21 protein-coding genes and 1 tRNA gene are annotated in these 23,706 nt (G+C 59.2%); 12 read left to right on the forward strand and 10 right to left on the reverse strand.

Annotation, left to right across the window (positions count from 1 at the left end; translation table 11 throughout):
- Window positions 1-2: 2 nt before the first annotated feature.
- Window positions 3-809 (reverse strand): hypothetical protein, encoded by an 807-nt coding sequence (locus EZV60_RS05555; RefSeq protein WP_167853468.1) that lies wholly within the window; start codon window positions 807-809, stop codon window positions 3-5.
- A gap of 426 nt (window positions 810-1,235) precedes the next feature.
- Here EZV60_RS05555 and EZV60_RS05560 point away from each other — a divergent pair, with 426 nt between their 5' ends.
- The gene (locus EZV60_RS05560) at window positions 1,236-1,475 is read left to right on the forward strand and encodes a hypothetical protein (protein ID WP_135503070.1); all 240 of its coding nucleotides are present in this window, start codon (window positions 1,236-1,238) and stop codon (window positions 1,473-1,475) included.
- Window positions 1,476-1,516: 41 nt separating this feature from the next.
- On the opposite strand, the gene EZV60_RS05565 is transcribed toward EZV60_RS05560, so the two are convergent.
- Window positions 1,517-1,969 (reverse strand): thermonuclease family protein, encoded by a 453-nt coding sequence (locus EZV60_RS05565; RefSeq protein WP_342588775.1) that lies wholly within the window; start codon window positions 1,967-1,969, stop codon window positions 1,517-1,519.
- Window positions 1,970-2,407: 438 nt separating this feature from the next.
- On the opposite strand from EZV60_RS05565, the gene EZV60_RS05570 reads away from it, so the two are divergent.
- Window positions 2,408-2,671, forward strand: coding sequence for an HIT family protein (locus tag EZV60_RS05570; RefSeq protein ID WP_280952571.1), 264 nt, complete (start codon window positions 2,408-2,410; stop codon window positions 2,669-2,671).
- Window positions 2,672-2,734: 63 nt separating this feature from the next.
- On the opposite strand, the gene EZV60_RS05575 is transcribed toward EZV60_RS05570, so the two are convergent.
- The 3 genes from EZV60_RS05575 to EZV60_RS05585 form a co-directional block, all read right to left on the reverse strand.
- Window positions 2,735-4,828, reverse strand: coding sequence for an ATP-dependent helicase (locus EZV60_RS05575; RefSeq protein WP_245306231.1), 2,094 nt, complete (start codon window positions 4,826-4,828; stop codon window positions 2,735-2,737).
- A gap of 745 nt (window positions 4,829-5,573) precedes the next feature.
- Window positions 5,574-6,050, reverse strand: coding sequence for a phage terminase small subunit P27 family (locus EZV60_RS05580; protein WP_135503076.1), 477 nt, complete (start codon window positions 6,048-6,050; stop codon window positions 5,574-5,576).
- Window positions 6,047-7,330, reverse strand: coding sequence for a site-specific DNA-methyltransferase (locus EZV60_RS05585; RefSeq protein ID WP_135503080.1), 1,284 nt, complete (start codon window positions 7,328-7,330; stop codon window positions 6,047-6,049). The genes EZV60_RS05580 and EZV60_RS05585 overlap by 4 nt, the downstream gene beginning before the upstream one ends.
- A 232-nt stretch (window positions 7,331-7,562) precedes the next feature.
- Between EZV60_RS05585 and EZV60_RS05590 the strand changes: the two genes are divergently transcribed.
- From EZV60_RS05590 to EZV60_RS05635, 10 genes are all read left to right on the forward strand, one after another.
- On the forward strand, window positions 7,563-8,252 hold the full coding sequence (locus EZV60_RS05590) for a hypothetical protein (protein WP_135503083.1): 690 nt from the start codon (window positions 7,563-7,565) through the stop codon (window positions 8,250-8,252).
- 76 nt (window positions 8,253-8,328) lie between these two features.
- Window positions 8,329-8,559 (forward strand): helix-turn-helix transcriptional regulator, encoded by a 231-nt coding sequence (locus EZV60_RS05595; RefSeq protein ID WP_135503085.1) that lies wholly within the window; start codon window positions 8,329-8,331, stop codon window positions 8,557-8,559.
- Window positions 8,556-11,414 carry a hypothetical protein gene (locus EZV60_RS05600; protein WP_135503088.1) on the forward strand — a complete coding sequence of 953 codons (2,859 nt, stop codon included), beginning with the start codon at window positions 8,556-8,558 and terminating at the stop codon, window positions 11,412-11,414. The genes EZV60_RS05595 and EZV60_RS05600 overlap by 4 nt, the downstream gene beginning before the upstream one ends.
- Window positions 11,415-11,625: 211 nt before the next feature.
- Window positions 11,626-12,078 carry a DUF2924 domain-containing protein gene (locus tag EZV60_RS05605; RefSeq protein WP_135503092.1) on the forward strand — a complete coding sequence of 151 codons (453 nt, stop codon included), beginning with the start codon at window positions 11,626-11,628 and terminating at the stop codon, window positions 12,076-12,078.
- On the forward strand, window positions 12,075-13,382 hold the full coding sequence (locus tag EZV60_RS05610) for a recombinase family protein (RefSeq protein WP_135503094.1): 1,308 nt from the start codon (window positions 12,075-12,077) through the stop codon (window positions 13,380-13,382). Before EZV60_RS05605 ends, EZV60_RS05610 begins: the two co-directional genes overlap by 4 nt.
- A 77-nt stretch (window positions 13,383-13,459) precedes the next feature.
- Window positions 13,460-13,762 (forward strand): hypothetical protein, encoded by a 303-nt coding sequence (locus EZV60_RS05615; protein WP_425353556.1) that lies wholly within the window; start codon window positions 13,460-13,462, stop codon window positions 13,760-13,762.
- A 160-nt stretch (window positions 13,763-13,922) separates the two neighbouring features.
- The gene (locus EZV60_RS05620) at window positions 13,923-15,287 is read left to right on the forward strand and encodes an ATP-binding protein (RefSeq protein ID WP_135503100.1); all 1,365 of its coding nucleotides are present in this window, start codon (window positions 13,923-13,925) and stop codon (window positions 15,285-15,287) included.
- Window positions 15,287-16,234, forward strand: coding sequence for an O-methyltransferase (locus EZV60_RS05625; protein ID WP_245306232.1), 948 nt, complete (start codon window positions 15,287-15,289; stop codon window positions 16,232-16,234). Before EZV60_RS05620 ends, EZV60_RS05625 begins: the two co-directional genes overlap by 1 nt.
- 62 nt (window positions 16,235-16,296) lie before the next feature.
- Window positions 16,297-16,704, forward strand: a complete 408-nt coding sequence (locus EZV60_RS05630; RefSeq protein ID WP_135503107.1) for a very short patch repair endonuclease — start codon at window positions 16,297-16,299, stop codon at window positions 16,702-16,704.
- Between the two features lie 61 nt (window positions 16,705-16,765).
- On the forward strand, window positions 16,766-18,079 hold the full coding sequence (locus EZV60_RS05635; protein WP_167853469.1) for a DNA cytosine methyltransferase: 1,314 nt from the start codon (window positions 16,766-16,768) through the stop codon (window positions 18,077-18,079).
- Here the strand turns inward: EZV60_RS05635 and EZV60_RS05640 are convergent.
- From EZV60_RS05640 to EZV60_RS05660, 5 genes are all read right to left on the reverse strand, one after another.
- A complete protein-coding gene (locus EZV60_RS05640; RefSeq protein WP_245306234.1) occupies window positions 18,029-18,871 on the reverse strand; it encodes a hypothetical protein in 843 nt (280 codons plus the stop codon). The two genes, EZV60_RS05635 and EZV60_RS05640, sit on opposite strands and share 51 nt — an antisense overlap.
- Before the next feature lie 444 nt (window positions 18,872-19,315).
- Window positions 19,316-19,405: transfer RNA gene (locus EZV60_RS05645), tRNA-Ser, on the reverse strand.
- 69 nt (window positions 19,406-19,474) lie between these two features.
- Entirely contained in the window at window positions 19,475-20,194 is a 720-nt protein-coding gene (locus EZV60_RS05650) for an alanyl-tRNA editing protein (protein WP_135503115.1), read from the reverse strand.
- Window positions 20,191-22,653 carry a DUF3772 domain-containing protein gene (locus EZV60_RS05655; RefSeq protein ID WP_135503118.1) on the reverse strand — a complete coding sequence of 821 codons (2,463 nt, stop codon included), beginning with the start codon at window positions 22,651-22,653 and terminating at the stop codon, window positions 20,191-20,193. The genes EZV60_RS05650 and EZV60_RS05655 overlap by 4 nt, the downstream gene beginning before the upstream one ends.
- A complete protein-coding gene (locus EZV60_RS05660) occupies window positions 22,650-23,681 on the reverse strand; it encodes a cysteine synthase A (protein WP_135503121.1) in 1,032 nt (343 codons plus the stop codon). Before EZV60_RS05660 ends, EZV60_RS05655 begins: the two co-directional genes overlap by 4 nt.
- Window positions 23,682-23,706: the final 25 nt, after the last annotated feature.

Below are 23,706 nucleotides of genomic sequence, written 5' to 3' on the forward strand. Positions count from 1 at the left end.
GCTTAGAGATCGAATGCCGATCGCCCAACTACGCGAAGAATATCATCGGTGAATATCGAATGAGGCCGATAAAGCTGCGTTCCGTAGATGTTTTGGACGTTCGCGAGGTCTTCGCGTCGCCTGAGAAGCGTATCGCGAACTTGGTCAAGCGTGGCATCGGGCATGTAGATTGCGGAGAAACCCATCCGCTTGAAGAGCTGGATACGCCGTCTCGTCACGAACTCATCGGGTTGGGTGAAGAACCCGAAGCCAATACCCTCAATCGAGTTGGCCGAGTAAAGAAGTCGCTCCCGTGCGCTCTCGGTCTTCACCGAGATCACCAGATTTGTAGGCGCACAAGGAACGAGGATGTCGCCCAACGCCCGTAGATCGCGCAGCTTGCCCGAATTCATGAGCGCGTGGCCGGGAATCTGCCAATCAGGCCACCCGTCGGCACCGAGTTCCATCCTAAGAATTCCAGCGTTGTGAAGAAGATCGCTGCACAAAAACTCAGAGATATCCCCAACCCCTGCCGTGGGCACGCGAAAGGGAGGGAAACGCCATGCTCGTCCTCTCGGGTGTTGAATATCAAATGCCTGCGCCACGTTGGCAGGTGAGATCGGGAAACCAAGCGTCAGCTCGCAAAGATGAACAACTGCCCTGGCATCAACGGCAACGTCCATTTGTGTGACGAGACATGGGCAAAGTCGCAGTAGCGTCTTCATGTGCGCCTGCACGCGCGCAGGATTTGGCATATTCCTTGCAGCAGCGGCCGGACCTTGTCCAAAATCACGGTTCAAGTTGTTAACAAGGTCGCGGACCACCTGCACCCTATTACGCGCTCCCTGCGGCACCGCTTGCTCCGCAACCGCGTTCCAGTCCGGTGCGCCATTTCCCACGGGACAGAAAGGGTGAAGGCATTCCAAGTAAATATCCCCCTGATTTGGAAATACTCCATATCCTCACGGCAACCTCCTTTCCCATATTATGGCTGTCAACCCGCACCCCGACGTCGAGACAATCTTTGCAACGCAACAATTCCCGGGATTTTTCGGATGATCGACCTCGATCGACGCAATTGGACGGTGCAAAGCGTCGTGCAAATTTGACCGATCAATTCGCGAGACACGATAAGTCCTTGCGACTACTCCACTGTATAGCTCTGCGATGGCCGCTTCGAACGCGTCGGTGCTTGGTAGAAATCCGCATCCAGAAATATCAAGTTCGTTCGCCCCGTCGCGGAGTTGCAACCGGAAATGGCCCTGGTCGACCACGGGCTCAATGTCCAAGTTGCGCCAATCCCAGACACCAAGTTGGTTCAGCCTCTTGAAGAAAACATCCCAAGCACGCTCGCAAGGGCGGACTTCCCACTCAAGCTGACGTTCCGGGCGTTGTTCGATCCGGTGCTGATACCGAAAGCTCCGCAAATGACCGTCGACATAGGATCGGAGTTCGTGGTCTCGCGTATCCTCGATCAGTCCCCATCCATTTACTGAGCGATATCGGAAAAATCTTTTTGGCATCGGCCCTCAACCATTCAACAATATGACGCCTGCCTGAGGCGTGATCGGGCGCCATGCGGCTCAAGGTCTCGATACCTTCCGCCAGAATACCGCCTGCAATCGAGCGCATGTCCGTTAGCCACGACAATTGCGCCGACATCTGCAACACCATTCGTGGTGTCGATGTAGCAAATACCAATCCAACGATCGTAGGAGCGATCCCCACTCAGCTCACAGGTTACGGTCTGGCCTCGCAATAGGCGCTCGACGAATGCATGCGCTTCACGGCCATAGCGGTTCGAGGTCTCAGGGGCATCTATCCCGCTCAAACGCACAGGCGTACCTGAGACGACGATTGTATCTGCATCACGCACGTAAGCAGTGCCCGACACGGTCCGTGCATTCGCCGCGCTTCCAGTAACTGCCAACATGCAGGTGATCGAAATTGCGCCGAGAAGGAGCCGCGCTTGGATCATGTCGAGGACCATTTGTCTTCTTTAGACATCGTGATGTTTCAGTCCTACAGAAAATGAAGGTGTCCGCCACGATTGGTCCCGAACCTCAGGCTGTGACCTCCGCATCTCGGGCAGACATATACGCCCTTGTCGAGACCCTCTTCCGAGGACCCGACCATCTTTGCGCGCTCACGGACTGCCGTTGGTGTCAGCTTTAGGCCTCGGATGCGCCGCGAACGGCAACCTGAACATCTGGCGACGCGTGCGCGCGTGTTGATTGCAACTTCTGATCTGCACGCCTCACAGCGTTTTGGCTCGAAGTAAGGACCGTCTGGACGCCTCCCACAACCGATCTGCAGAAAGGCGTCATGGCCACAATCGGCACAATGAACATCCGTCGTCGATCCCATATCTTCCGCTATCGTCAAAGTTCATGAGACGCAAATCTGGAGGCGCCCGATCGCGCAAGGGATCCCGAAACGTCACGTGTCTGACTACTCCGATCTATATCAGCCAGAACTGAATGCCATGACCGCTATGCTGAGCAGGCAGCGCGAGGATATTCTTCGGCGCGATCCGACCGTGGCTGGCTTCAATGTCGGAATAAATGCAGGCGCCGATGCGGGCCAGATCATCTTTCACGTAAATGTGCATCTAATCCCGCGACGGAACGGCGATGTGAAGGAGCCGCGCGGCGGTGTGCGTGGAGTGATCCCCAGAAAACAAAGCTACTGACCGCTGCTGTGAGGAAAATCCGATGATGGTGCAAGTGCTTTCGCACCAGTGCGATCGCCGACGTCAGTCCCACATCGACCGCATGCGCTCTTTCAAGTCAATTTTAGGCGACACTGCCGTGATTGCAGCTTGAGTACGCGACCTATCTGACCAGTGCAGCTGTTCGAAACGATCCAGCAGCGCACCCGGAATGAAGCGGCTCCTCGTCGCATGAACGTGCCGATCACCTAGGCGCTTTTGCTGCGTCACGAAGAAGCGATGCGGCACCGTTAAGGTCAGGCTGTCCTTCGCTCGCGTCATGGCCACGTACAGAAGTCGACGCTCCTCCTCGATCTCATCCAGCGACCCCGTCGCTAGGTCAGATGGGATGCACCCATCCACGACATCGAGAACATACACCGACTTCCACTCCTGCCCCTTTGCCGAGTGGATCGTGGACAGAACCAGATATTCATCGTCCAGATTCGGAGTTCCAGCTTCGCCGCTCCATGCCTCAGGAGGATCGAGGGTGAGTTCTGTCAGGAATTTCTCGCAGTTGGGGTATCCTGTCGCGATCTGCTCAAGTTGCTCCAAATCGGACCGCCGGCTCTCAAAATCCTCGTAGAGCCTTTCGAGGTGCGGATCGAACCATGTCCGCACACGCCCCATCATATCAGGCCAGTCAGCATGGGTCGTCACAACGCCTACCAACCCAGACCAATCCGCTGCGGCCGATGCGGGGACGTGGTGACAGCGCAGTGCTTCGAACGGTGCCGGGGCCGCTGCCAGAGCGTCCAGGATGCCTGATGCCGTTTTGGGCCCGATCCCCGGGATCAATTGAAGCGCGCGAAAACCAGCAACCCGGTCTCGCGGGTTCAGCCCGAACCGCAGGACCGCAAGTACATCCTTCACATGAGCCGCGGACAGGAACTTCAAGCCCCCGAATTTGACAAATGGGACGTCTCGTCTGGTCAGTTCGACCTCGACTTGTGCCGAGAGGCTAGAGGTTCGAAACAGCACGGCCTGATCGTTGAGCCGCATGCCCGATTCGCGCGCTTCGAGGATTCGATCTACGATGTAGCGCGCTTCGTCCTGCCCGTCGTTGACGGTGACAAGGCGTGGCTTTTCATTTGACGCGCGCTCTGTCCACAGATCCTTCGTGAACCGTTCTGCCGCCATACCGATCACGGCATTCGCGGCGTCGAGGATCGGAACTGTCGAGCGATAGTTCTGATCAAGCGTGATGATTTTGGCCGGCGGGTCAAATGACCTTGGGAAGTCGAGGATGTTGCGAACCGTGGCAGCCCGGAATCCGTAGATCGACTGCGCGTCATCCCCGACAACCGTCAGACCACGCCCGTCCGGTTTTAGCCCAAGGAGGATCTTTGCCTGAAGGCGGTTGGTATCTTGGTATTCGTCGATGAGAACGTGGTCCCACTGATCGCCAAGCCAATCCGCAAATGCCTCATCATCGAGGGCTTGCGCCCAAGCGAGCAGAAGATCGTCGTAGTCCAGAACGTTCTGTGCCTGTTTAGTGGAAACGTAGAAGCCAAAGAGACGCTTGAGGTCCGCTTCCCAATGCGCGCACCAGCGAAAGCGGTCCTGTAGAACATCGGACAAAGCTTCGCCGCTGTTCACACATCGGGAGTAGATCGAAAGGCATGTTGACTTCGATGGAAACCGGCTCTCCGCCGTGTCTAGGCCCAGTTCGTGGCGCGCCAGGTTCATCAGGTCGGCACTGTCTTCCCTGTCATGAATCGAGAAATCTGGATCGAGGCCGAGACGTTGCGAGTTGTCCCGCAGAATGCGCGCACCGACAGCGTGAAACGTTCCTGACCAGTTCAGGGCTTCCGGGGGCCAGGCCTTACCACTCTTTGATAAGATGCCTTCGACCCGGCGTATTAGTTCCCTTGCCGCTCGGCGCGAAAACGTCATCAGAAGAATGCGTCCCGGGTCAGCGCCCTCCGCCAATAGGTGCGCCACTCGATGGGCCAGCATGCGGGTCTTACCGGACCCCGCGCCAGAAATGACGAGAAGCGGTGCTGCCCGGGCATCCTGTGCGCCAAAGATTACAGCTGCGCGCTGTTGGTCGTTCAAGCCCGTGAGGTATCCCGATCCATCTAGCATGCTCTTTCCTCTTCGATTTTCGTTGAGGATACTGAATGAAGAACGTTTCAAGAACGTTTTTCTTGCTCCGTCTGCAAAGATTCTCAGAGGAGCCGTCGTCGATACGCGCCCTGGAGCCAATTAATCTCGCGATTGAGACCGCGTCTGTCGGAGGGCCAAGTCACATCAAATGCGCTGGAATAGCGCCTACTGTAGTTACTCAACCGGCAATCTTCGCAGCGGATCACCGAACCATCTGCTCCCTCACCAAGGGTGGGTGAAAGACTGTCCAGCCATCGCTCGATTTTCCGTCGAAGAGCGCCCAGCAGTAATTGTCCGTGCCGGTGAATGCGCTGTCCGGAAACCACTTCAACCGACCAATTGGGACAATCTCCGTGCACTTCTGAAGGTATGGGATTGCCTGTTGGGTAACAGTCCAATCCAGCTCCAGTAGAAGCCAAGTTGGACGCATGGAACGGAAGCGAGCGATCATTTCGTGCATGAAAGGTCGCGTGAACGGCGGGTTCGTGATTATGAAATCGCTCGGCGGAAACTCAGCAACCATGGCATCGACTGCCGCGATATCCGGACTGCGTGGAGCGATGTCCGACGCGTAGACACAGGGATTTGGGACAGCCTCAATAAGCGCAACTCGGCCAGCGCATGGCTCGACATATGTGGCGCTTGGATCAAGATGCCTCAGAAGCGGGATCACGGCACGTCCCGGCGTGTCTTAGGCATCCTTGTCGATGCGGTTGAAACTCGATCGCTTGCTTATGGCTTTTCGCTCATTGGATTGGGTTAGTCCCGTGATGCGCTAGAAATCCGCCCACTCATCGACCTCTTTCGGCACGTTCACCTGCAGCCGGGTCCGCGAAGACGGCGTCATACCGAACTCGGCAGCCAGACGGGTCATGTCGTCTGCGGCGCGGCGCGCCACGCCTACGAGCGGGTTCTGGATCCAGTTTCCCTGCTTTGTCTTGATAAGCAGGCCACGAAACGTCTTGTCCTTATCGGCGACCGCATTGAGAGCCTCGTTGGCCGATTTGAATCGGGAGTACGCAACGCAATAGGCAGACAGTACCGTCAGATCGAGCTTACTGAGAAGCCCAAGCGCCTCCAGTTCGCGCACAACGCGGCGCCACTCCTTCTGGGCATGATCCTCCAGATCCATTGGCGGCCGCGGTCGGCGCACCGGCTTCGGTTTCGGCTCGCTCTTGTTGATCGGCCGCTTGCCCGGGTTGCCCTGGATGAGCTTGAGGGTCGAGGGTTTCGGTTTGGGTCCCCGCGTCATTCCTCGTCTTCCCTCTCGGCTGCGCGCTGCGCCGCCTTCCGTTCGGCGAAAGTCTGACCATTGTCCGCAAGGACTGCGGTTTCCCCCGTCAAAGCCTGCCACCGCAGGATGGCGACATCGATGTAGACGGGATTGAGTTCCAGCCCATGGCAGACCCGCCCCGTAGTCTCGGTCGCAATCAGGGTCGTCCCGGACCCCATGAACGGGTCGTAGACGGTCTGACCCGGGCTGGAGTTGTTCAGGATTGGCCGCCGCATGCATTCGACGGGTTTCTGCGTGCCGTGGGTGGTCTGAGTATCCTGGCCGGAGTTCGCGATATGCCAAAGGGTGGTCTGCTTCCGGTCACCAGACCAGTGCCCCTTCCCGTCGCTTCGCACGGAATACCAGCAGGGTTCATGTTGCCAGTGATAGTCCCCGCGGCTCAGAACGAGACGATCCTTCGCCCAAACTATTTGCGACCTAATATTGAAACCTGCCGCCTCGAGGCTCTCCGCAACGGTGCCGGCGTGAAGCGCGCCGTGCCAAACATAGGCGACGTCTCCGGGAAACAGCGCCCATGCCTCTCGCCAATCGGCGCGATCATCGTTGAGCACGTTGCCGGTGCGCTTCGTCTTCGAGTTACTGGCCTGGTTCCGCCAGGATGGATCATAGTTCACGCCATAGGGCGGATCGGTCACCATCAAGAGCGGGATCACACCCTCCAGAACCCTATCAACATCATTGCGGCGCGTGCTGTCTCCGCAGAGCAAGCGATGATTGCCCAGCATCCAGAGATCGCCCGGTTGGGTGACCGGCACCTCTGGCACATCCGGAATGTCATCCTCGCCGTCCGCCGCTCCGTCATCCCGGATAAGATCGTCTAGGAGCGTGTCGATTTCCGTTTGGGCGAACCCGGTCAGGTCGACATCATAGCCTTCTTCGAGCAGCTCGGTCAGTTCGAGTGCGAGGGCCCCGCTGTCCCAACCGCCATTCTCGGTGAGCTTGTTGTCGGCGATGACATAGGCGCGCTTCTTGGCTTCGCTCCAGCCACGCGCCGTGATGCAGGGGATTTCTGTCAGCCCAAGTTTCTGGGCGGCAAGCACGCGACCATGGCCGGCGATGATCATCCCGTGTTCGTCGACCAGAACTGGGATAGTGAACCCCCACTCCTGGATAGACGCCGCGATCTGGCCGACTTGGGCCTCGGGGTGCATCTTCGCGTTCCGGGCATAAGGCACGAGGCTTGCCACTGGCATCAGCTTCACTGCGGCACCCGGCCAATCAGTCCGTGTTGTCTTCATTGCTTAAATGCCCTCTCTTTCGACCCCAGTTGGAAATTCGCGGACGAAAAAATTCGACTGCCCGCCGCCGGTCCCATTGGAAAGGTGCCGTGATTTGACCCGCCCCTCCCCCTATGCAGATCAGTTTATCAACGGGTCGTTTGTCGCGTTAGAGTGGCATCCGATGTCATAAAAGGACACAAGGGTACTGCCGTAGAGGCGGGCCAGAACTTAAGGGCTAAGGCGTGCTCGGATGCGAAAAACAACACACCGAAACGCGATGATCAAAACTGAGGCTCGGCATTGGTCTGATCCCGAGGAGTTGGATGCCGCGCTTCGCGAGGCGTTTGCGCCAAAGAAGCAATCGCTCGAGGAGAGGTTTGATTACATTGAAGCGATATTTGCTTCATTCTTGAATGAAAAAGGTTGCCCGCATCCAATTGAGTTCTGCATGTTTCTGGGCGCTCACTGGTGCGCGCTGCCAACTGGCTTTGACAAGATGAGCGATGCTGAGATGCGTTTAGCTATGAAGAGTGCGACAGTTGGTCGAGGCTCGGCATACATCAAACAGAATTTTAAGCTCACCGATCAAGAAGCGATTGCGGCCGACATCTGTCTTCGCATTTTCGGTTATCCGCGGCTTTCGGCCGAACAGAAGCCTGAAGCCGCCTTTCATATCGGTCGGCTCTCGCAACTTTTAAGCAGCCTAGGTCATCTCAAAATGGTTGAGCGCGGGAAGTCGAACCGCGAGAGCACAAGCAGAGGCGGAAAAAACTCCGAGAAGACCGATGAAATAAAGACAAGCCTTGCGGTAATGTCGAAGTACCGAAAGCGGCACTCTGAAAATCGATCGGCTCAACTAGCCGCAAGAGATTTGGGCCTAAAGCACTCTACGATGCTGTCCAGATGGAACCGAGCAAAGAAAAAGGGCGAAACTCTTTAGAAAACTGTTGCAGAACCAGTGATGCAACAAGCCGCCCCGAACTAGCCCTAGTCACCCAGAGACAAGAGGTGACGACATGGGCAACAATGAAGATCGCGATTTCTACACAACCCAAGAACTTGCATGCCGCTGGAAGTTGCACCGGCGCACGCTGCAGCGGTGGCGCTACTCCGGCAAAGGTCCTCGCTTTCGACGACTAGAGGGCCGGGTTCGCTATGCGGCATCTGACATCATCGCATTCGAGGCCGAAGCATTCGAACAAGGCGATCGGCTCCTTACGAACAGCGACGATGAGGTGCGCTCATGACGGCGCGTCTCACACTGGTGACATCCATACGTCCCGCCAAACTGTCGAAAGCCGCCAATCGAATCGACAATGGCAGAGTTTCCATAACTGGAGGTGGAGTTCTCGTTGAGGGCGATACCGAGATTCTTAAAATCGCCTCGCTTCATGATTTGAAAAAGGTTCTCGAGCGTCTTGAACCCAATCAGGCGCTGACCTTTGGCATCCCGCGCGACGGCGACAAGAAGCTTTTGAGCCGCAAAGAACTTGCCAAGCGTGGAGCGCCCACGGATTTCATCACACGGACACGCGATGAGTTCTGCTGGCCCTCCGGACCGGGCATCCTGATGCTTGATCATGATCCGGGAGAACAGCCTTTCTTTCGCGACGATCTAGTAGCTGCGATACGCCAGGCTGTTCCGGGGTTGAAAGACATGCGGATGCTTTGGTGGCCGTCCGCATCCTCACACATCTTCGACGAAGCCACGGATGAAGATCTGACCGGTCTACGCGGTCAGCGTGTCTATCTGATGGTGACTGACGCGACCGACATTCCGCGTGCGGGCGCTGCTCTCGTCGATCGGCTTTGGGCGGCCGGCTACGGATACATCAAGGTGAGCACCGCCGGCGCAGCACTTGAGCGATCCCCAATCGATGCGTCGGTCTGGCAACCCGAGCGGCTTGATTTCGCAGCCGGCGCGATCTGCGGCCCGGGCCTCGTCCAACGGCGAGGCGAGCCAAAGATCATCAATGGGATGACGGAGACCCTCGATAGCCGCTTGGTCCTTCAAGACGATAAGGCAATTGCAAAGGTCGCTGAGGCAAATCGCAGGAAAGCAAAGGCGGCAGCCTCATCGCGCATGAAAGCCGCAAGGGACGCATTCATTGTGATGAAGGCAAAGGCAATGCTGCCGGCCGAAGACCGCGCCGATGAAGATAAAATGGCTGCGGCTCGTGGCGCGGTTGAGCGGGCCGTCGATAGCCGAGTTCTCAGTGGCGACTTCCTCGTCGAGGTGGAAACATCTGCCGGCCGGTTCGAGACGGTGCCTGTCGCGCAGATCCTCGAGGACCGTCCCAAGTTCCATGGGCATAAGACTCGTGATCCGATTGAACCGGGCTACGACGGCGGCCGCGCGGTTGGAAAACTCTTCCTGCTCGATGCACGCCCGACGCTCTTCTCGTTTGCGCGCCATGGCCACAACTTTCGCCTCATAAAGGCAAAGGATCGCATTGAGGTGCCAAAGGGCCGTCTCTCAGCGGCTACCGATGCAGCAGTAGACGTGCTGCGTAAGGAGCCGACCTCGTATGATTTCGGAGGCCAGGTATCGCTAGTATTTGGTGCCAAAGTGGTCTCGCTAGACGAGCACGCCCTGGGACACTTTCTCGCCAACGTGATTCAGTTTTGGGTGCTTCGGAAAGTGGACGGGGTGTTGACCGAGGTCGATATCGACCCTCCACAGAGGCTCGTTCGGCAAATCCTCAGCCTTGGCGACCGGCGTCAACTTAAACCACTGCTGGCAATCGCGGATGTGCCCACCATCCGCCCCGACGGCACTGTCATCACGCAACCAGGATATGACGAGGACACATCGCTGTTTCTTGCTCTCTCGGAAAACACAGACATCAAACTGAACCCATCACGCGACGAGGTGACCGACGCTCTTGGTATTCTGATGCGGCCTTTTGAGGATTTCCCGCTCGTAGATAAATTTGCCCGTGGTGCGCTCCTCTCTGCGTTGTTGACCGCAGCGATCCGGCCGACACTATCTACCTCACCGGCATTTGCCCTGGATGCCCCTGTCCAGGGAGCTGGCAAGACATTGCTCGCGTCTTGCATTGCGGCCTTGGCGACCGGACACCCGCCACAAGTCTGGCCGCATACCGCTGGGCGCGATGATGAGGAGATCCGCAAGCGCCTTTTCGCGGCGCTGAGGGACGGTACGACGGCGCTGGTCTGGGACAACATCACGGGCGTCTTCGACTCTGCAGCTCTTGCAGCAGCAATCACCGCGCCTGCTCTGCGAGATCGAATTCTCGGCCGCTCCGAAACCCTCAATGTTCCAAACCGAGCCTTGTTTCTCTTGACCGGCAACAATCTCTGTCCGGCCGGAGATTTGCCTCGACGCATTATCCCGGTCCGGATCGATCCCAAGACAGATGCGCCGTTTGCGCGTGAGTTCGATCTTGATCCACTGAAGTTCGTTTTGGATCGGCGGATCGACTTAGTTTGTGCCGCCCTTTGCCTGATCCGCGGTTGGCTGAGCGCTAATGCAGAACGCGCGGCCGGTAGAATGGCGAGTTTCGAGGACTGGGATGACCTTGTCCGACAGACTGTCGTCTGGGTGGGCACCGAAATTGCTCCTGGGAGGTTTGGTGATCCTCTTGAGCTGGTTTCGAAGGCGCAAGCCGGCGACCCTGAGCAAGAGAGTCTTTTTGCCTTGCTGACTGCCCTTCATGACGGGTTTGGAAGCAAGTGGTTTACAGCACGAGACGTGTGTAACCGCGCCGGCCTAGCAAATGTCGGTGCGTTTGGCACCGACAACGCAACCGCAATCGCAACGGCCATTGTCGAGCTTGGGGGCGATCGCGCGCTCCGCAGTACAAAAAGTGTCGGCCGGATTTTAGAGTTCCGGAAGGGCCGCATCGTTCTCGGTCTCCGTCTCCAGTCAAAACAGGGGCGCAACGGCCGTGATTATCGGGTGGAGACCGTCGAAAAAAACGGCGCGGGTGGCTTTGGCGCGTTTGGAGGGTTTGAATCCGACGCCTCAGATGCATCACAGTCTGATGCCCGTATTGAACCCGATCAGGCCGAAACAAACCCTCCAAAGCCGCGAAACCCGCAATCCTCTCACGATAACGGTCGGGAACCGACACAATGAGAAGCACATCTTATAGCGGCTCGAACGCTTTGCCGGCGCACCTGATGAAACCACTCGAACGTCGAGACGAGTTGTGTCGCCTTCTTGCCGTCGGCCTGATCCGTCTCCGGATGCGCACAGTCGGGTTGGATGAGGCATGCCAAGGAGAAAGTTCGCTACACATCCCGGGCGATCAGAGCGGCCATGCAACTCCGACTGAGAAGGAGACGGCATGACCACCCACGATCCGATCCCCGCGCGCCTGGCTGCGCTCAAGACCGCGACGACGCTAGAGCTGAAGGCACAGTGGCGCGACCTGTTCGACAGCGAGCCGCCACCGTTCAACCGCCGCTACCTGGAGAGCCGACTTGCCTACCGCATCCAAGAACTGGCCTATGGCGGGTTAAAGCCCGAGACTGTGCGCCGCCTCGAAAGGCTGGGCGAGAATCTCGACGGTGGAGATCGCAAGAAGAGCAAGAGGCGGGCAGACCAAATGCCTATCGCCGGCACGCGCCTGATTCGTGAGTGGCAGGGCGTCGAGCATGTTGTCACAGTCACCATGGACGGGTTCGAGTGGCAGGGCCGACCATACAAGTCGCTCTCGGCCATAGCCCGCGCCATTACCGGTACGCGTTGGAACGGCTGGGTGTTCTTCGGGCTCAAGAACCGGAGGGCGCGGACGTGACCGACGCGAAGATCAAGCGCCGCTGCGCGATTTACACCCGCAAGTCCTCCGACGAAGGGCTCAAACAGGATTTCAACTCGCTCCATGCCCAACGCGAGTCCTGCGAGGCGTACATTGCCAGCCAAAGATCGGAGGGCTGGGTGCTGGTCCGCGATCAGTATGACGATGGTGGTATCTCCGGTGGTACGCTGGAGCGACCCGGTCTGAAGCGGCTACTGCAAGACATAGAGGACGGGCTGGTTGATGTAGTGGTGGTCTACAAGATCGACCGCCTCAGCCGCTCGCTGGCCGACTTCGCCAAGCTGGTCGAGGTCTTCGACCGCAACGGCGTGACCTTCGTCTCGGTGACGCAGTCGTTCAACACGACCACGTCCATGGGACGTCTGACGCTGAACATTCTGCTCAGCTTCGCCCAGTTCGAACGCGAGGTGACCGCCGAGCGCATACGCGACAAGGTCGCCGCCAGTCGAAAGAAGGGCATGTGGATGGGCGGGGTGCCGCCCTACGGCTATCGCGTTGAGAACCGCAAACTGGTCATCAACAACGAGCATGCCGAACACGTCCGTTGGATCTTTGCCCGCTTCCTCGAAATTGGCTCGGGGACGGAACTGGCGCGGGAGGCCGCGCAACGCGGCATCCGCACGCCGCGCGGCAACCGGATCGACAAGAAATACCTCTACCGGCTGCTGAACAACCGCGCCTATATCGGCGAGGCGGTCCACAAGGGTGCGAGCTACCCCGGCGAGCACGATGCCATCATCGACCGCGATACGTGGGATCGGGTCCATGCCATCCTGCAGGAGAGCCCGCGCAAGCGGGCAGCGAGGACCCGGGCCGAGACGCCCGCGTTGCTGAAGGGCCTACTGTTCGGACCGGACGGGGCCGCCTTCTCGCCAACGCACACGCGCAAGGGTGACCGGTTATACCGGTACTATGTCAGCCAGACCGTGCTGAAGCATGGTGCCGGATCATGCCCGGTCGGTCGAGTGCCCGCAGGCGAGATCGAGGCGGCCGTCATCGACCAGCTCCGCGCCGTGTTCCGTCAGCCCGAGATCGTGGCGGGTACATGGAAGGCGGCTCGCGCCCACGCCGACGACATCACCGAGGCCGACGTCCGCACAGCCCTGCAGCAGCTCGATCCGCTGTGGGACGAACTGTTCCCCGCCGAGCATGCACGCATCGTGGCGTTGTTGGTGGAGCGGGTCGACCTTGGCGTGGACGGGCTGAACGTCCGCGTGCGCGTCGACGGACTTGGCGGTCTAACCCGCAAGATGCTGGCCGGTGGAATCGGAGAAGCTGCGTGACACGCGGCGCGCCAGTCCCCGACACCGTGACGCTCCACGTGCCGTTCCGCATCTTGAAGCGCGGCGGGCGGAAGGAGATGCAATTGCCGGACGGCGCCAAGCCGTCGCGCCGGGCGGATAGCGCGCTGGTCAAGGCGCTGGCCCGCGCGTTCCGTTGGAAGCGCATGCTTGAGTCGGGAGAGTTCGCCACCATCGGCGAACTGGCCGAGCGCGAGGGCATAGCCTATACGTACATGGCCCGCGTCCTGCGCCTGACGTTACTTGCGCCCGACATCGTAGAGGCAATCCTCGAAGGGGAGCAGGGGCCGCAGGTGACATTGGCGATGATGCTTGAGCCATTCTCGCTCGTCTGGTCCGATCACCGCGCTTACCTATTGTAATCGCTGGGATTCGGCTTGTGTCAGCACGGCTCGCTCCCGTACAGTCGAACCCAAAGTAGCGGCGGCAGAGGGGCTAGCACCGTCACTCATCGAGGCAAAATCAGGATGAAGCTAGCTCAAATATCCTGTGCTTGAACCAGTAATTTACGGAGAGGCTCCAATGATTCCAGCCGAAAAGAAGCGGGCGGACGCGAATCCTACAAAAGCATTCTTCGTACGAATGATCACCAGAGACATCACTCTCGAGGATTGCATTTTCGATCTGGTGGATAACAGTATTGACGGCGCATGGGAATTGGCGGGCGGCCATCCTCTTAGTCTCGATGATAAGACAGATCTCTCTGCCTACAAGATCAGCATCAGGATAGAGGAGGATTGCTTCGAAATCTCCGATAACTGCGGCGGTATCACTCTAGATGATGCAGTCGACTACGCATTTACTTTCGGTCGAAAAGACGAAGCCGAAACCGAAAACTTTAGTATCGGCGTCTATGGCATTGGCATGAAACGGGCGGTATTCAAGCTCGGCTCGCAGATCGACATCCGAAGCACCTATGAGGCTGACGGTAGCCCCTCGTCCTTTCGGGTGCCAATTAACGTCGAAGACTGGTTGGCTTCGGGAGACGACAACTGGGACTTCGATATCGAGGAAGCAGAAGACCTGGAGCAAAAAGGTGTCCAGATTACTGTCACCGATCTGACGGAAGCGGCGAAGCGGTCTTTCGAGAGCCCAAGATTTATTAGGAATCTACGACGCTCGATCGCTCGCGACTATGCGCTTCATTTGCACCGTGGTCTCGTAATTGAAGTTCAAGGTGAGCCGATCTCGGGATGGACGATCGAGCTTCGGCAGGGCGGCGAGTTCAGCCCGATGCGTGCGCAGTTTGAAGAAGACATAGAGGATGAAAAGGTATTCGTTGAGGTGTTGGCGGGCATGGCGGCTCCTCCACCCGACGACAGTGAGCCAAGTGACGATTTCGATGAAGGACAGAATACATCTGGTTGGTACGTAGTCTGCAACGGAAGGATTGTTCTGGCCGCCGATAAGACGACACTCACCGGCTGGGGAACCGAGGGCTGGCCGCAATGGCACCCCCAGTATACGGGCTTCTTGGGCATCATAATTTTTTACTCTCGGCGTGCCGACCTTCTTCCTTTGACGACGACAAAGCGGAGTGTCGACGAGACATCGGCAATATACCGACAGTTTCGGCCAAAAATGCGTGAGGCAAGCAGGGAATGGATATCCTACACCAACACGCGAAAGCAGATCAGGGAGGAGGCAGCCGAACGAGAAGACGCTGCGAAATCTGTTCCAATATTCGAAGTTACAATTAGACAGGATGTCGAGCTTCCAAAAATCGCACCAAAAACAAAAATACCTCAGGCGAACATTCTTTACACGGTCCCGAGGGCGCGAGCCAAAAGTCTGGCGTCTGCTTTCGGCAATATCAATATGTCATACAAGGATGTTGGCCTGAGATCATTTGAGTATGCCTTCGAAGACCTCGTTGGAGACGATTGATGGCTTCGTTTGATTCAGTCAACTATAGCATTCGCCCGAGCAAGAGTGTGCAGCGAGCTATTGTCTTTCAAGGCTTGCGTAGAATTTTTGAAGTTATGGACCTTGGTAATGCTATTTATGTGGGCTTCGGATCGATTTGGTTCACGGACTTTGTACAGGCGCATAAGCTCTTGGACATCGATGATATGGTTTCGATCGAGGCAAACGAAATTGGGTTCCGGCGAGCCACCTTTAACAAGACCTACCGAACGATCTCTGTGATGGAAGGCCGCGCCAGCGTGCGCCTTCCTGATATTCTAGAACTCGAAGGTTATAGCGCTCGCCCTTGGGTCGTTTGGTTGGATTACGATAGTGCGCTCGACGAAGAGGTGGTCGACGATATGCAGTGGGTTCTGTCCAACGCCCCACCCAACAGCATCGTCTTGTTTACGGTGAGCGCAACGCAAAACGCCTACGGCAAAAAGCCTATACAGAGGCCAAAACGAATTCGTGCATTATTAGGCGACGTAGTCCAGGACGATTTGTCCAAGGATGACTGCATGAAAGAAACTCTGCCGAAAACGTTGGCAGACCTCATGATGGATTTCTTGAAGTCCGAGGTCGCTGATACAGCACGTCCTGGTGGCTTCATTGAGGCTTTCAAACTTCCGTATCTCGACAGCGTAGCGATGGTGACTTTGGGCGGAATACTCCCGGCCAAGGGTGCTGCTGCGGCTGCCCGTGCGTTGGTTGCGGACGAAGGCTGGACTGGTATCGTCGGTGAAACCATCGAAGCTCCTCCAATGACCCTACGAGAAATCACTACACTACAAGCTGAATTGCCGGCAGTTGCAAACTTGACCCGCGAGCGCATTCAAGAACTTGGATTCGATCTACACGAGCGACAAGTTCGATCCTTTCAGAAGTACTACAAGTATCTGCCGAGCTTCGCCGAAATCATTGCCTAGGAAACTCGGCCGCCAAAGGGGAGCCGAATTCTGTTTCACCTGAGTCCAAAGCGATCACCCGTATGGCTGACCACGTAACTGCGGACCGTCGCTCGTACATAATGTCGAAGGTCGGCCAGAAGGACACGAAGCCTGAACTCGCCCTGCGCCGCGCCCTTCACCAGCTCGGATATCGCTTCAGGCTCCATCGTCGCGATCTGCCGGGCAGCCCCGACATCGTGTTCCCGTCGCGGAAGAAGGTCGTGTTCGTCCACGGCTGCTTCTGGCATGGCCATGGATGCAGGTGGGGCCAACTGCCGAAGTCAAGGCCGGAGTACTGGAAGCCGAAGATTGAAACAAACAGAGAACGCGATAAGAGAGCCTTAACCGAGTTGCGGGAAGCTGGATGGGAGCCGCTCGTTGTCTGGCAGTGCGAACTGAGGGACCTCAAAGGAGCCGTCGGTCGTGTCGAAGCCTTCCTGAGAAGCTAGGTTTCGCTGGTCAATCCGGCGCCACACCGATATGTTGAGTGAAAACGGCAGGGAGCAAGGCATGGCAAGACCGATAGGAGTCGACCTCTTCGCAGGGGCAGGGGGCATGAGCCTCGGCTTTGAGCAAGCCGGCTTCGATGTGGTCGCGGCCGTCGAACTCGACCCTGTCCACGCTGCGGTGCACAAGTACAACTTCCCGCGGTGTGCCGTTCTCCCACGATCTGTCACGGACGTCTCAGGCGACGACATCAGGGCGGCAGCCGGGATCGACAACCGTCGTGTGGATATTGTGTTCGGTGGCGCTCCTTGCCAAGGCTTCTCGCTGATTGGCCAGCGAGCCTTGGATGATCCCAGGAATGGACTCGTCAAGGACTTCGTGCGCATCGTCAGAGAACTCGATGCCGCGTATTTCGTCTTCGAGAACGTAAAAGGGCTCACGGTCGGAAAGCACCGGAAATTCCTGTTCGAACTTTTCGAAGAGTTCGAGGCTGCAGGTTACGAGGTGCAGAAGGATTGGCGTGTGCTGAATGCGGCCGACTATGGCGTGCCGCAGGATCGCCAAAGATTGATCCTCATGGGCGCCAAGAGAGGCGAGCAGGTGCCGGCCTACCCGACAACGATTGCCGAGAGGCCAACGTGCCAGGCCGCGCTCGCCGACTTGCCCGACGCAGAACTCTTCGAAGAGCTCAGATCGTCGGATTCTGTAGAGATGCCTGCATTTGGGAAGCCGAGCAAATACGCCGAGCCGCTGCGAGGGCTTGGGAACGACGCTTGGGCCTACGGGTATCCGAGAAAATGGGATCCGAGCCTGCTCACTTCGAGCGCCCGCACCGAGCACACCGAGATTTCGAGGCGACGTTTCCGAGAAACCGATCAGGGACGGGTCGAGCCAATTTCGCGGTTCTTCAAGCTCGCGGCGGACGGCGTATCCAATACTCTTCGCGCGGGGACCGACTCGGCACGAGGTGCGTTCACGAGCCCGAGGCCGATCCACTATGCTTACGCACGCTGCGTGACCGTGCGCGAGATGGCGCGCCTCCACGGCTTCCCCGACTGGTTCCGTTTCAATGCCACCAAATGGCATGGGGCCCGCCAGATCGGTAACGCCGTGCCACCGCCACTTGCTCGCGCCGTCGCGGCGGTCGTCATTCGAGCCCTAGGCGTCGAACCCACTCGCCCGACAGAAGCAATCGCCCTCGGCGACGAGCGGCTCTTGACCATGGGAAATACCGAGGCCGCAGCGCACTTCCAGGTCGAAAATCCAATAGGTCGACGGGACAAGAAGAGCGGCGCCAAGAAGCGAAAGCAGGAAGAAATCGAGGCCTCATATGCCCTTAACGTGCGGCCTGAGTTCGTAGATGGCGTCGCTGGCTAGCGTAAGCTCATCGAGCGCGTGTGCGTCGGTTCTCCTGACGGCCTCAAATTCCGTAAAATAGAACCCGACGCCTCTGACGGTTCGGAGGCCGATCGGTACTACCGTGTCGACTTCCGCTTCCGCGAACGCAGCCTTAACCTGATTGATGATCTGGCTGGGGATCAATGGATCCTTGGCCTGCTTCGCCTCACAGGTGACCAGTACAGAGTCAGGATTTTTCGGGTTGCCGGCCTTCCCAAGAAACAGCGCATCGATCTCTGTAGAGCGGAGCTTAATGCCCATCTGCAGGTGCGTAAGCTCGAGGAGAGGAAACGCTGGGGCGACTGCGAAGTGCGTCTCCACTACCCGGAGATTGATGGCCGTCTGGATAAGCCAGGTTTCATCGGATCGACCGAGCGACTTTGTGGCCAGCGGCAGACTGATCGATTGCACGAGGAAACGCGGTGCGTCCTCGCGAACCTTGAAAGCGTCCGGAAAAGGCTCCGTCTGACCGGGTCGGTAGGGGATGAACTCGAAGCACTCCCCGTCACCCGTGCGCTGGATACCTGTGAATCGTCGTGCCGCAACCGAGGCAGGCCAGTTCTTCGATGCGTTCGCTCCTCGGAGCAGATCCTTCATGAAATTGGCGGGGTTCCGGTCGCTCAGAGTCGATCCGTGCAGCTTGTTGCATTCGCGGATCGCTTGAGCCACGTCGTCGAGACTCATGAGCGTCTTCTCGAGCGCGCCGTTCGCCGCGTCCCAGTGCTTTTCGAACAAGTGCTCGATCACCTGCGTCTTCTGCGATTTCGCCACTTTCTCCGATCCGGTACACCAATGATAATTCGATAGTATTTCGAACGGATGCCAATTCACAAGAGTGCGTCAGGTCATCGAACAAGCAGCCATAAGACAGGAGAACTTCAGACGCTCGAACAGCATACGGGAGCCGGAGCACAGAGCCCGTAGCTCGGCCAGCAGACCAACGTCCGCGGTTTGGCTCAATTTCTGTTCCGTTTCGCGGATGCGACTGACTTCGAAGTGTTCAGGCGGGGCCGCTATTTTTCCCCTAATTTTAGGTGCTTACAAGCTCTACACCAGATCCGCACAGTCGAGAGGTCCGGAGAATATCGGCCCTAATAGACCGCTTCTGGGCCTCTCGGCGTCGACGCCAGTGCTCAGGCCGTCCCGCATAACCCTCGAAAACAACGAAAAAATCCGGCCAGAGCCGGATCGGGAGAACGCTTTCGCGGGGGCAAGTGGCGGAGAGACAGGGATTCGAACCCTGGAGACGGTTTCCCGCCTACACACTTTCCAGGCGTGCGCCTTCGACCACTCGGCCACCTCTCCGGCGCGCTCTCTTTATCTTCGGGCGCGGGCGCAGTTCAAGCGGTTTCTTGCACTTCGCCCCAGCCCCGGTCAGGTCTCCAGATGGACATAGACCCGGCGGTTCTGCCGACCCTTCTTCTCGATCTTGCCAAGGCGCAGCCGTCCGATCTCGCCGGTGCGCGCTACATGCGTGCCGCCGCAGGGCTGCAGGTCGACCTGATCGTCGCCCGCGCCGATCCGCACAAGGCGCACCCGGCCCTGCCCGGCGGGCGGCGCCACGGACATGGTCTTGACAAGACCGGGATTGGCCCGAAGCTCCGCATCGGTGATCCAGCTTTCGGTCACCGGCAGATCCCGCGCCACCAGCGCGTTCAGAGCCGCCTCAAGCGCGGCCTTGTCCTCGGGCGGCTCGGCCATGTTGAAATCCAGCCGGCTTTTCCCGGCGCCGACCGCCCCGCCGCTAACCGGCAGCGGGATCACCACCGACAAAAGGTGCAAGGCCGTGTGCATGCGCATATGCCCCAGCCGGCGCGCCGGGTCGATCCGCTGCGTGATCGCCGTGCCCGGCACAGGCGCGGTCGCGGGTTCCGACGGGACCAGCGCGATTTGACCGTCCTCGGTCTTGACCGCCGTCGCGATGGCAAGGCGGCCGCTGTCCCAGGCGATCTCGCCGCTATCGCCCGGCTGTCCGCCGCCGGTCGGATAGAACACCGATGCATCGACGATCAACGCCCCCTCAGACGTCAGACCGGTCACCACCGCGTCCGCCTCGGTCCGGTACGCGTCCTCTAGATAAAGCGGCCGGGTCATCGTCCGTCACCCCCGGCGTCGCCGCCCTCGCCGTCATCGGCGCGCCGCGCCGCGGCCGGCTGGCTGCCGGAGCCCGCGGACGTCGAAGGGCGCGGACCTTCCGGCGCCGTCGCGGGCGATTCGGCAGGTGCGCCTGCGCGCAGCGTTTCTGGATTGCGCAGCCAGATATCGGTCTGCGCGAAAGGAATCTCGATTCCCTCTTCCACGAACCGTTTGGCAATCTCGTGGTTCATCTCGGAATGCACGTTCATCACCCAGTTCACGTCGCGCAGGATCGCGCGGATCTCGAAATCGAGCGAGGACGCCCCGAAACCGCGGAAAAGAACGAAGGGCGCAGGATTGGCCATCACCATCGGATGACTTTCTGCGACCTCCTGCAGGATCTGCTCGATCCGCTTGGTGTCCGAGCCATAGGCGACGCCCACCGGCACGATCACCCGGCCCACCGTGTTGCCGCGGGTATAGTTCGTCACCCGTCCGCTCACCAGATCGGCATTGGGTACGATCACGTCGGCACGATCAAAAGTCTCGATGATGGTCGAGCGCACGGAAATGCTCCGGACGGTGCCATGCGTGCCGCCGACCTCGATCCAGTCGCCTTCGGAAATCGGACGCTCGATCAAAAGGATGATGCCCGACACGAAGTTCTGCACAATCGTCTGCAGGCCGAAACCGATACCGACGGACAATGCACCGGCGACAATCGCCACCGAGCTGAGGTCGATGCCCGCACTGGTGATCGCGATCACGGCAGCAAGGAAGATCCCCACATAGCCCACGCCGGACACCATCGCGTTGCGCCCGCCCGCATCCAGACGCGTCTTGGGCAGGATCGTGTTCTTGAGCGTCCCCTGCACCAGCCGCGTCGCCACGTACCCGATGCTGAAAACCAGCGCGAAGGTGAAGAACACCGTCGGCGAAATCCGCACACCGCCAACGCTGACACCCGCGACGAAATGCGACCAGAGCTCGGTCAGATCCGCCACTCGCGCGCCCCAGACCAGGGCGAAAAGCGGCAGGAATGCCAGGACGATCAGGAACCCGAAAAGCACCGGGATCAGGCTTTCGACGGCGCCTTCGCGATTGCCCGTGATCAGGACATAGACCTCGACGACCAACCGCTGCAGCACCAGCAGAACCGCCAGCAGCTCAAGCGAGGCCAGCGACGGGTAAAGCAGCCACTGCGCCAGCTTGAAATAGCCGATCGCGCCCAAAACCGGCGTCAGGATGGCCAGCGTCAGAAGCGCTAGCGCCAGAACCCGGATCGTGCGCGACCGATAGGTTTCGACCCCGTCATCGTCCTGGTCGGCCTGCACATGGGCCCGCAGCAGGCCCGAGATCCGCCACAGGAAAATCCCGCAGATCACCATGAAAGGGAACTGGATGACGACCGTCTGCTCGGGTGTCCAGTTCGAAATTTCGCCGATCTGCTGCAGGAAGAAACTCAGCGACGCGGTCAGACCCAGAAGCGCGCCGTACCAGCGCCCGAACTGGCGCTGCTCACGATTAAGCTTGAGCGGCAGCGTGCGCGCCTCCTCCGCCGGGAACACGCGCGTGGCCAGCCACCGCGCCAGCAGGAAGGCGAAAACCGACGATAGCAGGGCGACAAGCAACTGCTCGCCGCGCAACCCGACAAGGCCACTGGCCTCGGCTGCCTCGACCATGGCGAAAACCCCGAGGAACGGCAGCAACAGCGATCCCAGCGACACCAGGAATCCCAAAAGCCAGCGCGCTGCCCCGGGATCGTTGTCGAGGATCCGCATGCTGAGCTTCTTGCTCCAGCGGCGGCCGCGCACCACAAGGACTACGCCAACCAGCAACAGCATCAGAACGGCCGGCAAATCCTGTTTGGTTTCCGTGCGTTGAACCTCGTTGTTCCACGCAGTGTGCACCTCATCGCGGAATGCACCGAACGCCTCGAAAAGCGCCACGACACCGCCCGGCCAATGCGCCGGGTTGATGGGCGACGGGCCGAATTCAAGCACCTCTTCGGCTTGGCGCTCGTGGATGATCTTGTCGATCCCCTCGATCAGGCCATCCGCGCGGTTATAGGCAAGCTCGGCATTGCGCACCGGGATCTGCAGGGTCGCAAGACGCTCGTTCAGCTGCCGGCGCTGCGAGGCCACTTCTTCGGATTCCGTGCCCTCCTCCGGCGCGGGGCCAAGCGCTTCCAGCTGGCGGCGCACCGTCGAGATCGCGTTGCTGTTGACCTGCTGGCCTTCTTGAAAACGCTGGCGCCAGCTCGCGATCTCTTCGCGCAGGTCCTCCAGAACCGGGGTCGAGGCCCGCCCGGCCTCGATCGCTTCGTCGGCGCGCGTCGCCGTGCGCTCCCATGTTTCATAATCGATGCTGCCGCGCTCGTCGGTGGCCTGCGCCACCACCGGATGCGGTGTCACGGCGGCCCAGCCGCCCAGCAGAAGCGCCAGAAGCAGCGCGAATATGCGCGCCAGACGGCTCATTCCACGAAAACGCCGGGAATGCTGCGCGGTGCTTCGGTCATCCAGCTGGCGACCGGCAGTTCCTTCTCGCGCAGAAACTCGGGATTGAAGAGCTTGGACTGATAGCGCGTGCCGTAATCGCACAGGATGGTGACGATAGTGTGCCCCGGCCCCATCTCGCGCGCCATGCGCATCGCACCGGCCACGTTGACGCCGGTCGAGGCGCCCATGATCAGCCCCTCATGCTCCAGAAGGTCAAAGACGATGGGCAGCGCCTCTTCATCCGGCACCTGATAGCAGAAATCGGGGCTCAGCCCTTCGAGGTTGGCGGTGATGCGCACCTGTCCGATGCCTTCCGCGATCGAGCCGCCCTCGGCCTCCAGCTTGCCCTCGGTGTACCACGAATAAAGCTTCGCCCCCATCGGATCGGCCAGCCCGATCTTCACGCCCTTGTCCTGAAGCGCCATGGCCACGCCCGCCAGTGTACCCCCCGACCCGCAGGCGCAGATAAACCCGTCGACCTTGCCGCCGGTCTGCTCCCAGATCTCGGGGCCGGTGGTCTCGATATGGGCCTGCCGGTTGGCCACGTTGTCGAACTGGTTGGCCCAGACCACGCCGTTGGGCGCGTCCTTGGACAGCCTCTCGGCCAGGCGCTGCGAATAATGCACGAAATTGTTGGGGTTGGAATACGGCGCGGCGGGCACCTGCACCAGTTCGGCGCCGGCCAGCCGCAGCATATCCTTCTTTTCCTGGCTCTGCGTCTCGGGGATCACGATCACCGTCTTGAACCCCATCGAGGCCCCCACCACGGCAAGGCCGATGCCGGTATTCCCGGCGGTGCCCTCGACGATCGTGCCGCCGGGCTGCAGCTCGCCGCGCGCGATGGCGTCCTTGATGATATAAAGCGCGGCGCGGTCCTTGACCGACTGGCCGGGATTGAGGAACTCCGCCTTGCCGTAAATCTCACAACCCGTCGCCTCGCTCGCGCGGCGCAGGCGGATCAGGGGCGTTTGGCCGACCGCGTCGGCAAGGTCCTTGGCAATGCGCATGGCGTGGCGCTCCTATGTCATGTCA

The organism is Roseovarius aestuariivivens (assembly GCF_004761875.1).
GTDB classification, from domain to species: Bacteria; Pseudomonadota; Alphaproteobacteria; order Rhodobacterales; family Rhodobacteraceae; genus Roseovarius; species Roseovarius aestuariivivens.